At 67.2% G+C, this 15,190-nt stretch carries 11 protein-coding genes; all 11 read right to left on the bottom strand.

Annotated features, from left to right (window positions below; genetic code table 11):
- Positions 1-89: 89 nt before the first annotated feature.
- The 11 genes from prfB to grpE all read right to left on the bottom strand — a co-directional run bounded on the left by prfB (position 90) and on the right by grpE (position 15,169).
- A protein-coding gene (gene prfB / locus MC375_RS12755; protein ID WP_242103765.1) for a peptide chain release factor 2 occupies positions 90-1,218 on the bottom strand; the annotation gives its coding sequence in 2 pieces (ribosomal slippage) (positions 90-1,142 and positions 1,144-1,218; 1,128 coding nt in all).
- Between the two features lie 49 nt (positions 1,219-1,267).
- Positions 1,268-2,971, bottom strand: coding sequence for a single-stranded-DNA-specific exonuclease RecJ (gene recJ, locus MC375_RS12750; RefSeq protein ID WP_242103764.1), 1,704 nt, complete (start codon positions 2,969-2,971; stop codon positions 1,268-1,270).
- Between the two features lie 75 nt (positions 2,972-3,046).
- Positions 3,047-3,982 (bottom strand): phosphoglycerate mutase, encoded by a 936-nt coding sequence (locus MC375_RS12745; RefSeq protein ID WP_242103763.1) that lies wholly within the window; start codon positions 3,980-3,982, stop codon positions 3,047-3,049.
- Between the two features lie 4 nt (positions 3,983-3,986).
- Positions 3,987-4,451, bottom strand: a complete 465-nt coding sequence (gene greA / locus MC375_RS12740; RefSeq protein WP_242103762.1) for a transcription elongation factor GreA — start codon at positions 4,449-4,451, stop codon at positions 3,987-3,989.
- A 106-nt stretch (positions 4,452-4,557) separates the two neighbouring features.
- Positions 4,558-7,800 (bottom strand): carbamoyl-phosphate synthase large subunit, encoded by a 3,243-nt coding sequence (carB, locus tag MC375_RS12735; RefSeq protein ID WP_242103761.1) that lies wholly within the window; start codon positions 7,798-7,800, stop codon positions 4,558-4,560.
- Position 7,801: 1 nt separating this feature from the next.
- Positions 7,802-8,938, bottom strand: coding sequence for a glutamine-hydrolyzing carbamoyl-phosphate synthase small subunit (gene carA / locus MC375_RS12730; RefSeq protein ID WP_242103760.1), 1,137 nt, complete (start codon positions 8,936-8,938; stop codon positions 7,802-7,804).
- A 132-nt stretch (positions 8,939-9,070) separates the two neighbouring features.
- Complete coding sequence (locus MC375_RS12725; protein WP_242103759.1) at positions 9,071-9,784, bottom strand: 4-hydroxy-tetrahydrodipicolinate reductase; 714 nt, start codon at positions 9,782-9,784, stop codon at positions 9,071-9,073.
- Between the two features lie 151 nt (positions 9,785-9,935).
- A complete protein-coding gene (locus tag MC375_RS12720; protein ID WP_242103758.1) occupies positions 9,936-11,240 on the bottom strand; it encodes a dicarboxylate/amino acid:cation symporter in 1,305 nt (434 codons plus the stop codon).
- 115 nt (positions 11,241-11,355) lie between these two features.
- On the bottom strand, positions 11,356-12,480 hold the full coding sequence (gene dnaJ / locus MC375_RS12715) for a molecular chaperone DnaJ (RefSeq protein WP_242103757.1): 1,125 nt from the start codon (positions 12,478-12,480) through the stop codon (positions 11,356-11,358).
- An 80-nt stretch (positions 12,481-12,560) separates the two neighbouring features.
- Positions 12,561-14,492, bottom strand: a complete 1,932-nt coding sequence (gene dnaK, locus MC375_RS12710; RefSeq protein WP_242103756.1) for a molecular chaperone DnaK — start codon at positions 14,490-14,492, stop codon at positions 12,561-12,563.
- Positions 14,493-14,677: 185 nt separating this feature from the next.
- On the bottom strand, positions 14,678-15,169 hold the full coding sequence (grpE, locus tag MC375_RS12705; RefSeq protein WP_343223539.1) for a nucleotide exchange factor GrpE: 492 nt from the start codon (positions 15,167-15,169) through the stop codon (positions 14,678-14,680).
- Positions 15,170-15,190: the final 21 nt, after the last annotated feature.

Below are 15,190 nucleotides of genomic sequence, written 5' to 3'. Positions count from 1 at the left end.
GCGGGGCCCCCGGGCTTTGTTGGTGCGTTGTTCTGTTCGGCGGGTAATGCGCCGGGGGCCCCCCCCGCCCCTACAAGGCGAACGAAGCATTACACCGCGTCGAGACGTTTGGAACCAGCCTCCAGCCCGGACTTCAGACTCGCTTCGATGAACTCGTCCAGGTCGCCGTCCAGCACCTTCTGGGTGTCGCTGCGCTCGATGCCGGTGCGCAGATCCTTGATCCGGCTCTGGTCGAGGACGTAGTTGCGGATCTGGCTGCCCCAGCCGATGTCGGACTTGGTGGCCTCGACCGCGTCGCGCACCGCATTGCGTTTTTGAACCTCGAGCTCGTACAGCTTGGCGGCGAGCATCTTCATGGCGCGGTCGCGGTTGGCGTGCTGGCTGCGCTCGGTCTGGCAGGCAACCACGATCCCGGTGGGCACGTGGGTGATGCGCACCGCAGATTCGGTCTTGTTGACGTGCTGGCCGCCGGCGCCGGAGGAACGATAGACGTCGGTCTTCAGGTCGGCCGGGTTGATCTCGATGTCGATCTCGTCGTCGACTTCAGGCGAGACGAACACCGAAGTGAACGAGGTGTGGCGCCGATTGTCCGAATCGAACGGCGACTTGCGCACCAGGCGGTGCACGCCGGTCTCGGTCTTCAGCCAGCCGTAGGCGAAGTCGCCCTCCACCCGGAACGTGGCCGATTTGATGCCGGCGACGTCGCCGCCGCTGGCCTCGAGCAGCTCGGTCTTCCAGCCGCGCGATTCGGCCCAGCGCAGGTACATGCGCAGCAGCATTTCCGCCCAGTCCTGGGCTTCGGTGCCGCCGGCGCCAGCCTGGATGTCGACGAAGGCCGAATGCGAGTCCATCTTGCCCGAGAACATGCGCTGGAACTCCAGCTGCTCCACACCCTTCTCGTAGCGGTCGACGTCGGCGACGATCGCGTTGGCGGTTTCCTCGTCGTTCTCGGCTTCGACCAGATCCAGCAACTCGCCCGATCCGGCGAGGCCTTCGGTCAGGGTCCTGATGCCGTTGACTGTCTTGTCGAGCAGGGAGCGCTCGCGGCCCAGCGCCTGCGCCCGTTCGGCATCGTTCCAGATGTCCGGATGTTCCAGTTCGCGTTCTACTTCTTCCAGGCGCTCGCGCTTGGCGTCGTAGTCAAAGATACCCCCTCAGCGCATCCAGCCGCCCGGTCAGGTCGGCGATGCGCTGGCGCACGGGATTGAGTTCGATCATGGGAGAAAACTTGAAAAACGGCCGCGGATTCTAGCAGGCGGGATGCGTATCAGGCTGGCTCGCGGTGGACCACGATGAGCTGGATCGCATCGCCTCCGCGCCAGTCGTCTGCCGCCAGGCGATAGGCGATGCGGACGCGTGCCGTCACCGGGCAAGCATCGGCGCCGCCGAAATGGATCGCGTCGAGCTGCCGGGAGCCCAGTCGCAGCCGCAGCTTGAGGTGGTTGGCGCCGACCAGACGCGTTCCGACCACGTCGAAGCAGCCGTCGAACAGCGGCTCCGGATAGCCCTGACCCCAGGGCGCGGCGTCGCGCAGCAGTTCGGCGTGGTGGCGATCGAGCTGGTCCGCCGCGAGCTCTCCGTCGCTCCAGAGCTCCGCCTGCAGCAGCGCAGGATCGAGCACGGCGGCGACCTGCGTCTGCCACGCGGCGCGGAAGGCCGCCAGCGAATGCAATGGCAGGCTCAGGCCCGCGGCCATGGCGTGGCCACCGAACCTGTCCATCAGGCCGGGATGCGCATGGTCCACGGCCGCGAGGACGTCGCGGATGTGCAGCCCGGGAATCGAACGCGCGGAGCCCCGCAGGCTGTCGCCGCCGGGCTCGGCCGGGGCGAAGGCGACGACCGGGCGATGGGTCCGTTCTTTCAGCTTGGAGGCGACCAGGCCGACCACGCCGGGATGCCACTGCGGATCGTAGAAGCAGAGCGCCGGGGGCAGAACCGCGTCCGGATCGATGCGCGGCAGCATCGATTCGGCCTCGTCCACCATGTCCTGCTGCAGGCCCTGGCGCTCGGCGTTGATGCCATGCAGTACCGCCGCCAGTTCGCGCGCCTGGGACGGGTCGTCGGTCAGCAGGCATTCGATGCCCAGCGCCATGTCTTCCAGCCGCCCGGCGGCATTGATGCGGGGCGCGATGGCGAAGCCGATGTCGGTGGCGCTGAGCCGCTGCGCATCGCGACCGGCGACTTCGATCAAAGCCTTCAAACCGGCGCATCCGTTTCCAGCGCGCAGGCGACGCAACCCCGCAGCCACCAGGGCGCGATTGTTGGCATCCAGCGGTACCAGATCGGCGACGGTGCCCACCGCCACCAGGTCGAGCAGGACCGACAGGTCCGGCTCGGAGGCAAGCATGCCGCGTTCGCGCAGGCGCCGGCGCAGCGCCAGCAGTACGTAGAACATCACGCCGACGCCCGCCAGCACTTTGCTGGGGAAGCCGTCGTCAGGCAGGTTGGGGTTTACGATCGCGTCGGCGGGCGGCAGGACCTCACCCGGCAGGTGGTGATCGGTGACCAGCACGTCCCAGCCGCGCGCCTTGGCCGCGCCGATGCCGGCGTGGCAGGCAATGCCATGGTCGACGGTCACCAACAGCTCGGGCCCCAGCGCCGCGAGTTCTTCGACCAGCGCCGGCGACAGGCCATAGCCATGCACCCTGCGGTTGGGGACCGCATGTTGGACATTGCGCGCGCCAAGCATCTGCAGGCCGCGCACGCCGACCGCGCAGGCCGTGGCGCCATCGCAATCGAAGTCGCCAACGATGAGGATCCGGCGGTCGCGCGCGATCGCGTCGGCCAGCAACGCGGTCGCCGCCTCCATGCCGCCGAGGCTGTCAGGCGGCAGCAGATTGGACAGCCTGGGCTGGGCCTCATCGATGCAGGTCGAGCCGCGCGCGGCATGGATCCGGCGCAGCAGCGGCGGCAGGCTGTCGGGCCAGGCGCCCGTATCGGGACATTCGCGGCGTCGGATGACGGGTTTCAAGGCGCGTTCATTCCCGTCGCGCCGGTCCGGCGGGCACGCGGGCAAATGGACTTGCTCCTGCTCCCTGCGCACATCTCACGCACCCAGGCGCTCGCACGGTCGACGCCAGACGCGCCAGCGTTGGCGTCGCTCGAAGCCGATGATGTGCCCGTCGGCCAGGTCCAGCTCCAGGCCTTCGAGGCGGCCAGATGCCACATCCTGCAATGCCGGCTGCAGCCAGTCGCGATCGATGTGGGCGAGGTCGCGCAGCGCGCGCAGATCGACGAGCAAGTCATCCTCGGCGTGCCCGTATTGCCCGGGCAGCGACTCGACGGCGGCACTGCCGTGCCCCAGCGCCCCCATCACTTCGTCGTCGGACTGCAGGCGCGCACGCCGCGCGCTGGTGTGGTCGGGCAACACGCCACCGCCCCAGAACCAGAGCGAATTCACCGCCAGCCTGCCCTCGCCAGCGCGCCGGGCGTTGAGCGGATGATTGTGCAGAACCACTTCGGCTTCGCTGAGCAGGCTGCGCCAGCGACGCCCCACATCGCCCTCGGGCAGGTGCTCGAACACGTCCGTGCCCAGCGCCTCCGACGGCTCGGTGAAACGGGGCAGCTTCGCCTCGCGCGGCAGACGCAGATACCAGTGTCCCGGCCGCGGCGCGTCGATGAGAAAACCCGTGTCGCCAAACAGCGGCCTGAGCGGCTGCAGCAGCGCCGCGGTCTCCTCCGGCGTGAGGCCCACGCCATCGCCACAGGCCAGCAGCGTGGCCCCGTTGATGCCGGCGCGCACGTGCGCGGGATCCGCGCGCAGCCAGCAGGCGCCGGCCGCGTCCTCGGCATCGACGCGCCGGGTCAACGACGCCAGCGGCCAGTGGTCGGGGATCAGGCTGAAGTGGCGTCGCAGCTGCGCGCGCGCGCCGGCGTTTTCGTCGCGCCGGTCGGCGCGGCCCAGTGCGCGTGCCGTTTGCGGCGACAGGCGCTGGCCGCCGAAGCGTGCGCGCGCAGGCAGCAGGAGGGCGACGTGCGCCATGACCTCAGCCTGCGTAACTGACGCCGACGATTTCGTACTCGCGCTGCCCCGCAGGAGCGTCGATGGTGATGGTATCGCCCGCGTGCTTGCCGATCAGGGCGCGCGCCACCGGCGAGGAGATCGCGATCAACCCCAGCTTGATGTCGGCTTCCAGGTCACCCACGATCTGGTAGCGACGCTCCTCGTCGTTATCCACGTCGGCCAGGACCACGCTGGCTCCGAACACGACCCGGTCGCCGGCATCAAGCGTGGCTACGTCGATGATGTGGGCATGCGAAAGCTCGCCCTCGAGCTGTTTGATCCGGCCTTCGATGAAGCCCTGCTGCTCGCGCGCAGCGTGGTACTCGGCGTTCTCGCGCAGATCGCCGTGCGCACGCGCCTCGGCGATCGCGGCGATCACCGCCGGCCGCTTGACCGACTTGAGTTCTTCCAGTTCCGCGCGCAGCCGCGCTGCGCCCTTTGCGGTCATCGGGGGTCTCATCTGTCCTGCTCCTCAGGACGCACGCATGTGCGCGCGCCGTTTCCAATCGTCGGTGTTGCTGCGCGCGTCGCCGGAAGCGAACGCTGGGCGCGAGCTACGCCAGTTCTTTGTGCAACTCCTGCAGCGACCATACCGGTCCGCTGTCGCGGAAGTCGAGAGAATGCAGCAGCGCCTTGGCCCCGGCAATGGTGGTCGAATAGGTCACCCGCTGCTGCAGCGCCTCGCGCCGGATCGAGAACGAGTCGCTGATCGCCTGCTTGCCCTCGGTGGTGTTCACGATGTAGGCGATCTCGCCGTTCTTGATCAAATCGACGATGTGCGGGCGGCCTTCGATCACCTTGTTGATCGTCTCGCATTCGAAGCCCTGGTCGCGCAGCCATTGCGCGGTGCCGCGGGTGGCGATCAGCCGGTAGCCGCGGCGCAGCAGTTCCTGCGCCACCGGCAGGACCCGCGCCTTGTCCGGATCGCGCACCGAGACGAAGGCCTTGCCGGCGGCAGGAGGCGCCTTGATGTTCGCCGCTTCCTGGGCGCGCGCGAAGGCAGCGCCGAAGCTGCGGCCCACGCCCATGACCTCGCCGGTGGAACGCATCTCCGGGCCGAGGATCGGATCGACGTTCTGGAACTTGGCGAACGGGAAGATCGCTTCCTTCACCGAGAAGTAATCCGGGATGATTTCCTGGTGGGCGCCCTGCTCGGCCAGGGTCTTGCCGGCCATGCAGCGCGCGGCGATCTTGGCCAGCGGCATGCCGGTCGCCTTGGACACGAACGGCACGGTGCGCGACGCGCGCGGATTGACCTCCAGCAGGTAGATCGTGTCGTGGCCTTCGCCATCGGTCTGGATCGCGAACTGGGTGTTCATCAGCCCGACCACGTCCAGCGCCTTGGCCAGCGCCACCACCTGTTCGCGCAGTCGGTCCTGGGTGCCGCGCGAGAGCGAATACGGCGGCAGCGAGCAGGACGAATCGCCCGAGTGCACGCCGGCTTCCTCGATATGCTCCATCAGCCCGCCGATCAACACTGCACCAGTGCGGTCCGCGATCACATCGACATCCACTTCCACGGCGTTGTCCAGGAAGCGGTCGAGCAGCACCGGCGAATCGTTCGAGACCTTGACCGCGTCGCGCATGTAGCGGGCCAGGTCGGCATCCGCATGCACCACTTCCATTGCGCGGCCGCCGAGCACGTAGCTCGGGCGCACCACCAGCGGGTAGCCGATCTCGCGTGCCAGCACCAGGGCTTCCTCCGCGCTGCGCGCGGTCCGGTTGGGCGGCTGCTTCAGGCCCAGGCGCTCGACCAGTTGCTGGAAGCGCTCACGATCCTCGGCTAGGTCGATCGACTCGGGTGAGGTGCCGATGATCGGCACGCCATTGGCCTCGAGCGCGCGCGCCAGCTTCAGCGGGGTCTGCCCGCCGTACTGCACGATCACGCCCTTGGGCTTTTCGACTTCGACGATCGCCAGCACGTCTTCCAGCGTCAGTGGTTCGAAGTAAAGCCGGTCGGACGTGTCGTAATCGGTGCTGACCGTCTCCGGGTTGCAGTTGACCATGATGGTCTCGAACCCGTCCTCGCGCAGCGCCAGCGCGGCGTGCACGCAGCAGTAGTCGAACTCGATGCCCTGGCCGATCCGGTTCGGCCCGCCCCCGAGCACGATGATCTTGTCGCGGCCGGTCGGCTGCGCCTCGCATTCGTCCTCGTAGGTCGAATACAGGTAAGCGGTGGTGGTGGCGAACTCGGCGGCACAGGAATCCACCCGCTTGTAGACCGGCTTGATCCCGTGCGCGTGGCGCAGCGCGCGGATCGCCTTCTCGTCGGTACCGACCAGCTGCGCCAGGCGCGCGTCGGAGAACCCGCGGCGCTTGAGCTGGCGCAGGCGGGAACGGTCCAGCGCATCGAGCCCGGCTTTCGCGGTCGCCGCTTCCTCGGCGATCAGCTCCTCGATCTGATCGAGGAACCACGGATCGACGAAAGACAGCCCATGCACGTCCTCGACCGACATGCCGGCGCGGAAGGCATCGGCGAGATAGAACAGGCGTTCGGGCCCCGCTTCCTTGATCTCGCGTCTGAGGGTGAGCAGGTCGTCGGCGTCACGCAGGTCCAGGCCGGTCGGGTCGAAGCCGGTCTTGCCGGTTTCCAGACCGCGCAGGGCCTTCTGCATCGACTCCTGGAAGGTGCGGCCGATCGCCATGACCTCGCCGACCGATTTCATCTGCGTGGTCAGGCGCGAGTCCGCAGCCGGAAATTTCTCGAACGCGAAACGCGGGATCTTGGTGACGACGTAATCGATGCTCGGCTCGAACGAGGCCGGGGTAAGGCCGCCGGTGATCTCGTTCTTCAGCTCGTCCAGGGTGTAGCCCACGGCAAGCTTGGCCGCCACCTTGGCGATCGGAAAGCCGGTGGCCTTCGATGCCAGCGCGGACGAACGTGACACCCGCGGGTTCATCTCGATCACCACCACGCGGCCGGTCTGGGCGTTGATCCCGAACTGGACATTGCTGCCACCGGTATCCACCCCGATCTTGCGCAGCACGGCGATGCTGGCGTCGCGCAGGCGCTGGTATTCCTTGTCGGTCAGGGTCTGCGCGGGCGCCACGGTGATGCTGTCGCCGGTATGCACGCCCATCGGGTCGAGGTTCTCGATCGAGCAGACGATGATGCAGTTGTCCGCAGTGTCGCGAACCACCTCCATCTCGAACTCCTTCCAGCCCAGCACCGATTCCTCGACCAGCACCTCGCTGGTCGGCGACAGCTCCAGGCCGCGGCCGACGATCTCGATGAGCTCCTCGCGATTGTAGGCGATGCCGCCGCCACTGCCGCCCAGGGTGAAGCTCGGGCGGATGATGGTGGGATAGCCGACCCGCGCCTGGATTTCCAGCGCCTGCTCGAGCGACCTGGCGACTTCGGCCTTTGGGCATTCCAGCCCGATCTCCTCCATCGCCACCCGGAACAGCTCACGATCCTCGGCCATGCGGATCGCATCGCGCGACGCGCCGATGAGTTCAACCCCGTACTGCTCCAGCACGCCGTGATCGGCCAGGTCCAGCGCGCAGTTCAGCGCGGTCTGCCCGCCCATGGTGGGCAGCAACGCGTCGGGCTTCTCCTTGGCGATGATCTTCTCGACCGTTTTCCAGTTGATCGGCTCGATGTAGACCGCATCGGCCATTTCCGGGTCGGTCATGATCGTGGCCGGATTGCTGTTGACCAGGATCACCCGGTAGCCCTCGTCGCGCAGCGCCTTGCATGCCTGCGCGCCGGAGTAATCGAATTCGCAGGCCTGGCCGATGACGATGGGCCCGGCGCCGATGATCAGGACGCTCTTGATGTCGGAACGGCGCGGCATCTCAGTGCGTCTCCATTGCGGCGATGAACTTGTCGAACAACGGCGCCACGTCGTGCGGACCGGGCGATGCTTCCGGATGTCCCTGGAAGCTGAAGGCGGGTGCGTCGGTCAGCTCGATCCCCTGGTTGGAGCCGTCGAACAGCGAGCGATGGGTCACCCGCGCGTTTTCCGGCAGCGTGGTTTCGTCCACCGCGAAGCCGTGGTTCTGCGAGGTGATCATCACCCGGCCCGACGCCAGGTCGATCACCGGGTGGTTGGCCCCGTGGTGCCCGAACTTCATCTTCATCGTCTTCGCGCCCACGGCAAGGCCGAGCAGCTGGTGGCCGAGGCAGATGCCGTAGGTCGGCAGCTTGCGGTCGATGAACTCGCGGATCGCGGCAATCGCGTAATCGCAGGGCTCGGGATCGCCGGGGCCGTTGGAGAGGAACACGCCGTCGGGTTTCATCGCCAGCACATCGGCGGCGGATGTCTGGGCCGGGACCACGGTGACGTCGCAGCCGCGCTCGGCCAGCATCCGCAGGATGTTGCGCTTCACGCCGAAATCGTAGGCCACCACCTTGTACTTGCCCCCGCCCTCGGCGAAGGCATTGCGGTCCAGATCGAGCTGTCCGGCGGTCCATGGGTACGCCGCGGCGGTGGTGACTTCCTTCGCCAGATCCATGCCCTTCAGGCCCGGAAATTTGCGCGCGGCCTCGATCGCGCGATCCGCATCCGGTTTCCCGTCCGCAGCCGCACACGCCATCAGTGCTCCGTTCTGCGCACCCCGATCGCGCAGCAGGCGGGTCAGCTTGCGCACGTCGATGTCGGCGATCGCGACGATGCCGCGCGCCTTCAACCAGTCCGGCAGCGATCCTTCGCTGCGCCAGCTGCTGGGGCGCCGCGGTACGTCGCGCACGATCAGGCCGGCGGCCCAGACGGTGTCGGCTTCGTCGTCCTGCGCCGTGCAACCGGTGTTGCCGATATGCGGATAGGTCAGCGTCACCAGCTGGCGCGCATACGAGGGGTCCGTGAGCACTTCCTGGTAGCCGGTCATGGCCGTGTTGAACACGACTTCGCCTACGCTCAGGCCGTTTGCGCCCACGGAAATGCCCTCGAAGACCGTTCCGTCTTCAAGCGCGAGGATGGCGGGATCTGTCACTGGCTTCGCCTACGTCTGGTTGCGGAAAGCAAGCTGCAAAAAGCCGCCGAAGCGGTCTACACCGGTCCGGAGGCATGAGGAATCAGGCGAGCGAGAATTCTATCGGGGATCGGGTCGCGATGCCAGCGCGGATTATCCGAACAGCAGATCGCGCAGCCGGTAGACGCCGGCCGGGCGGCTGGCCAGCGCCTCGGCCGCGTGCAGCGCGCCGCGCGCGAAGATGTCGCGGTCGGTCGCGCGGTGAATCAGCTCGATGCGCTCGCCCGCGGCGGCGAACTGCACCACGTGCTCGCCGACGATGTCGCCTGCCCGGATCGAGGCATACCGCGGCCGCGCGCCGCCCTGCGTGGCCGAATGCCCGAGTGCCAGGGCCGTGCCGGAAGGCGCATCCTTCTTGTGCGTGTGGTGCTGCTCGAGGATGTCGCAGTCCCAGCCTGGCAGCGCGCGCGCCGCGCGCTCCACCAGCTCGTCCAGTACGGCGACGCCGAGGCTGAAGTTGGCCGCCCAGAGCACCGCGATGCGCGTGCCGGCCAAGGCGATCGCTTCGCGCTGCGCGTCGCCGAGACCTGTGGTACCCGAGACCATGGGTCTGCCGCGCTGCACGCACAGGGCGAGCACCGGATCGAAGCCCTCCGGCAGGCTGAAGTCGATCGCGACGTCGAACTCGGGTGTGCCCGCCAGCTCGGAGGCGGCGAATTGCGGAACACCATCGATCACCCGCTGCCCGACCTTGCGCGACACAGCGCCCACGACGCGGCAGGCCCCGTTACCGGCGCATAGCCGTTGCAGGGCCTGGCCCATTCGCCCATTGGCGCCGTGGATCAGCAGTTTCACCGGTTCGCTCATGCGCTCAGGCTAGCGGCAGCGGCCAGCCGCCCACAAGGGGCTTACCTGTCTTGCGTAGGAGCGGCGTCAGCCCGAGTTCTTTGGGAGGTTCTAGATATCCGACAACAGCAGGAACTCGCGGCTGACGCCGCTCCTACACGAGGCCGATGCGTCAATCGCCCTGGTCGGGGTCGCGCACGACCTCTGCGCTTTCCGGCAGCGGTCCGGCGGCGAAGGCGGCCCGCATCTGCGCATCGTTGCGCAGGCCCTCCCACTTCGCCACGACCATCGTGGCCACGCCGTTGCCGATGAAATTGGTGATCGCGCGCGCCTCGGACATGAACCGGTCCACGCCCAGCACCAGGGCCACACCTTCTACCGGGACTTTTCCGCCCAGCGCGGCCAGGGTCGCGGCGAGGGTCACGAAACCCGAGCCGGTTACGCCGGCCGCACCCTTCGAGGTCAGCAGCAACACCCCGATCAGGGTCAGCTCCTCGCCCAGGGTGAGGTCCACGCCCACCGCCTGGGCAATGAAGATCGCGGCCATGGTCAGGTAGATGCAGGTTCCGTCCAGGTTGAAGGAGTAACCGGTCGGCACGACCAGGCCCACCACCGCGCGGTCGCAGCCGACGTCCTCCAGACGGTTGAGCAGGCGCGGCAGCGCGGATTCCGAACTCGACGTGCCCAGCACCAGCAGCAGCTCGCCGCGGATGTACTTGATGAATTGCCACAGCGAGAAGCCGGACAGCCGCGCCACCAGTCCGAGCACCACGAACACGAACGCAAAACAGGTCAGGTACACCGAAGCCAGCAGCCAGCCGAGCGAGGCGAGCGAACCCAGGCCGAACTTGCCGATGGTGAAGGCCATCGCACCGAACGCACCGATCGGCGCCAGCCGCATGATCATGCCGACGATGTTGAAGAACACGTGCGACAGGTCTTCGGCGATGTCCAGCATGCGCTGGCCCACCCTGCCCATCTGGGTGAGCGCCACGCCGGTAAGGATGGCCACCAGCAGCACCTGCAGCAGCTTGCCCTCGGTGAACGCGGACAGGAAATCGTGCGGGATGATGTCGAGCAGAAAGGGGATCGTGCCCTGCTCGTGCGCGGCCTGCTGGTACTGGGAGACGCCCGAGGCATCGATCTGCGCCGGATCGATGCCCATGCCGGCGCCGGGCCTGACCAGGTTGGCCACCACCAACCCGATTACCAGGGCCAGGGTGGTGAGCACCTCGAAATAGATCAGCGCCTTGAGCCCGATCTTGCCGACATGTCTCAGGTCCCCGATCTTGGCGATGCCGGCAACAATGGTCAGGAAGATCACGGGGGCGATGATCATCTTCACGAGCTTGATGAAGCCATCGCCCAACGGCTTCATCTGCTGGCCGAGCTCGGGCCGGAACTGGCCCAGCACGATGCCGATCGCGATCGCGATCAGCACCTGGACGTAGAGGTTCTTCCACCAGCCTTTCGCCATGCTGGCGAGGCTAGCATGCGTAGGTCGGGGCTACGTCCCCGACGGATGCGTGGTGCCGCGCGGGGCGTGATGTCTCGTACGCGTAACCGGGAAGCGTCGGCCGCGTAGGGCCGACCTACGACACCATGCGATCCCAGAACCCCTTCACCCCATCGATGAAGGTGCTGGATCGGGGCGAATGGCGACGCGCGCCTTCGCCGCTGAAGGTCGCTTCGAACTTGTCCATCAGATCGCGCTGTTCGGCGGTGAGATTGACCGGGGTTTCCACCACCACCTTGCAGTACAGGTCGCCGGGCGCGCGGCTGCGCACGGACTTGACGCCCTTGTCGCGCAGGCGGAAGACCTTGCCGGTCTGGGTCTCGGCGGGAATGCGGATTTCGGCCTCGCCGCCCAGCGTGGGGACGCGCACCGTATCGCCGAGCGCAGCCTGGGAGATGCGAATCGGCACCTCGCAATGCAGGTCGTCGCCATCGCGCTCGAAGATCTCGTGCGGGCGTACCCGCACTTCCACGTACAGGTCTCCGGGCGGTGAGCCCGCAGGCCCCGCCTCGCCCTCGCCGGCCAGGCGGATGCGGTCTCCGCTGTCCACGCCTGCCGGGATCTTGACCGACAGGATCTTCTCTTCCTCGACCCGGCCGTTGCCGTGGCAGATCTTGCACGGGTTGGCGAAGGTCTTGCCGCGGCCGCCGCAGTGCGGACACGGCTGCTGCATGGTGAAGATGCCGCGCTGCATGCGCACCTGGCCACGGCCGTGGCAGGTGGCGCAGGTGTCGAGCTTGCCGTCTTCCGAACCGGTGCCCTTGCACGGCTCGCAGGCCGCGAGCGTGGGCAGCTCGATGCGCTTCTCGACGCCGGCGACGGCCTCCTCGAGATCGAGCTCCATCACATAGCCCACGTCGGCGCCGCGGCGCGGGCCACGCGAGGCACCGCCACCAAAGATGTTGCCGAAGATGTCGCCGAAGATGTCGCCGACGTCGTGGAAGCCCGGCCCGGCGTTGCCGCCGCCCATCCCGTGCTCGAACGCAGCGTGCCCGTGCTGGTCGTACATGCGGCGCTTGCCGCCGTCGGACAGCACTTCGTAGGCCTCCTTGCACTCCTTGAACTTCTCGAGCGCGTCGGTATCCGCAGAATTGCGGTCCGGGTGGTACTTCATCGCGCAGCGGCGATAGGCCTTCTTCAGCTCATCCTCGCTCGCGTTGCGCGCGACGCCGAGGACTTCGTAGTAATCGCGCTTGCTCATCGCCGCCTGCTCATTTGCAACCTGCCTTCCTCAACACAACGGGCAGGACCTGCCTGCCCGTTGTCAGCTGCCATCGTCGATCAGGCCTGCTTGTCGTCGTCTTTCACTTCGGTGAACTCGGCGTCGACAACGTCCTCGCCCTTGGCGGATGAGGATGCGCCTGCACCACCCTGGCCTTCCGTGCCCGGCTGCTGGGCGGCGGCGGCCGCTGCGAACAGCGCCTGCGCCGCTTCTTCCAGTGCCTTGCTCTTGGCCTCGATCTGGGCCTTGTCGTCGCCCTTCATCGCGGTCTCGACCTCGGCGATCGCGCCCTCGGCGCGCCCGATCAGCTCGCCTCCGACCTTGTCGCCGTTGTCCTTGATCGCGCTGCGGGTCGCATGCACCAGCGCGTCGGCCTGGTTGCGGGCGTTGACCAGCTCATGGAACTTCTTGTCCTCCTCGCGATGGGCCTCGGCGTCCTGCACCATCTTCTGGATCTCGTCGTCCGACAGGCCCGAGCCCGCCTTGATCTCGACCTTCTGTTCCTTTCCGGTCTTCTTGTCCTTGGCAGTGACGTGGACGATGCCATTGGCGTCGATGTCGAAGGAGACCTCGATCTGCGGCATGCCGCGCGGAGCGGAATCGATACCGGTCAGATCGAAGCGGGCCAGCGACTTGTTGTAGCGGGCCTGTTCGCGCTCGCCCTGCAGCACGTGCACGGTTACCGCGGACTGGTTGTCCTCGGCGGTGCTGAAGGTCTGCGAGGCCTTGGTCGGGATGGTGGTGTTCTTGTCGATGATTTTGGTGAACACGCCACCCAGGGTCTCGATGCCCAGGCTCAGCGGGGTCACGTCGAGCAGCAGCACGTCCTTGACGTCGCCCTGCAGCACGCCACCCTGGACCGCGGCGCCCACGGCGACCGCCTCGTCCGGGTTCACGTCCTTGCGCGGCTCCTTGCCGAAGAACTCGGCCACGGCCTGCTGCACCTTGGGCATGCGGGTCTGGCCGCCGACCAGGATCACCTCGCTGATGTCGCTCGAGCGCAGGCCGGCATCGTTCAGCGCCACGCGGCACGGCTCGATGGTCTTCTTCACCAGATCGTCGACCAGCGACTCCAGCTTGGAGCGGGTCAGCTTGATGTTGAGGTGCTTCGGACCCGAGGCATCCGCGGTCACGTACGGCAGGTTGACGTCGGTCTGCTGCGAGCTGGACAGCTCGATCTTGGCGCGCTCGGCCGCATCCTTCAGGCGCTGCAGCGCCAGCGGATCCTTGCGCAGGTCGATGCCCTGCTCCTTCTGGAACTCGTCGACCAGATAGTCGATGACGCGCTTGTCGAAGTCCTCGCCGCCCAGGAACGTGTCGCCGTTGGTGGACAGCACTTCGAACTGCTTCTCGCCGTCGACTTCGGCGATCTCGATGATCGACACGTCGAAGGTGCCGCCGCCCAAGTCGTAGACCGCGATCTTGCGGTCGCCACCGGCCTTGTCCAGGCCGTAGGCGAGTGCCGCGGCGGTGGGCTCGTTGATGATGCGCTTGACGTCGAGTCCGGCGATCTTGCCGGCGTCCTTGGTCGCCTGGCGCTGGCTGTCGTTGAAGTAGGCCGGCACGGTGATGACCGCTTCGGTCACGGTCTCGCCCAGATAGGCCTCGGCGGTCTTCTTCATCTTCTCGAGGATGCGCGCGGAAACTTCCTGCGCGGACAACTTCTTGCCGTCGCTGGTCGCGACCCAGGCATCGCCGTTGTCGTGCTCGACAATCGCATAGGGCACCAGGTCCAGGTCCTTCTTGACTTCGGCATCGCTGAACTTGCGCCCGATCAGGCGCTTCACCGCGTAGAACGTGTTCTTGGGATTGGTTACCGCCTGGCGCTTGGCCGAGGCGCCGACCAGGACCTCGCCGTCCTTGGTGTAGGCCACGATCGAAGGCGTGGTGCGGTCGCCTTCGGAATTCTCGATCACGCGGGTCTTGCCGCCCTCCATGATCGCCACGCACGAATTGGTCGTGCCCAGGTCGATGCCGATGATCTTGCCCATGATGCTGCTCCCTCTCGATTGCTTATGTGTGCGGGCGCCGCTGCGCCGATGTGCGGTATTTAGGGGTTCGGGTGGTCGATTCAAGGGCCGGGGCCCAGCCGCGTGCGCCTGTGTCGCAGGACGGCAGGCCTGCCTCGCTCAGGGCAAAAGGCCGCACCTTCGAATCGACACCCGTTCCCGCTGCGCTAGTCCTTTGCCACCACCACCAGCGCCGGACGCAGGAGGCGATCATTCAGCACATAGCCCTTCTGGAAGGTCTGGGCTACCGCGCCAGGTGGGACGCCTTCGGCTTCGACCACGCTCATGGCCTGGTGACGCTCGGGGTCGAAACTGTCGCCGGAAGCCGGGGCGATTTCGCTCAGCCCGTTCTTCTCGGCGATGGTGTGCAGCTGCTTCAGGGTGAGCTCCAGGCCGGCGCGCAGCGGATCGTTCTGGGCGGCGTTCGCCAGCCCGGCTTCCATGCTGTCGAACAGCGGCAACAGCTCGCCCAGCAGGCGCTCGTTGGCGAACCTGCGGGCGTTGTCGACGTCGCGCGCCAGGCGCTTGCGCTGGTTCTCCAGGTCGGCGCGCTCGAGCAGCGATTGCGCCCGGAGCTGCTCGAGCTCGCCCTTCAGCGCCTCGATCTGGTCCTCAAGGCTGTCCTGGGCGGCAGTGGCAGCACCGTCGGTTTGGGGCAAGCCCTCTTCGTCGGCCGCGGG

The organism is Lysobacter sp. M2-1 (assembly GCF_022662495.1).
GTDB lineage: Bacteria > Pseudomonadota > Gammaproteobacteria > Xanthomonadales > Xanthomonadaceae > JAKPBU01.
The sequence above is the reverse complement of the archived record's forward strand: the minus strand, read 5'-3'. Positions and strand labels throughout refer to the sequence as shown.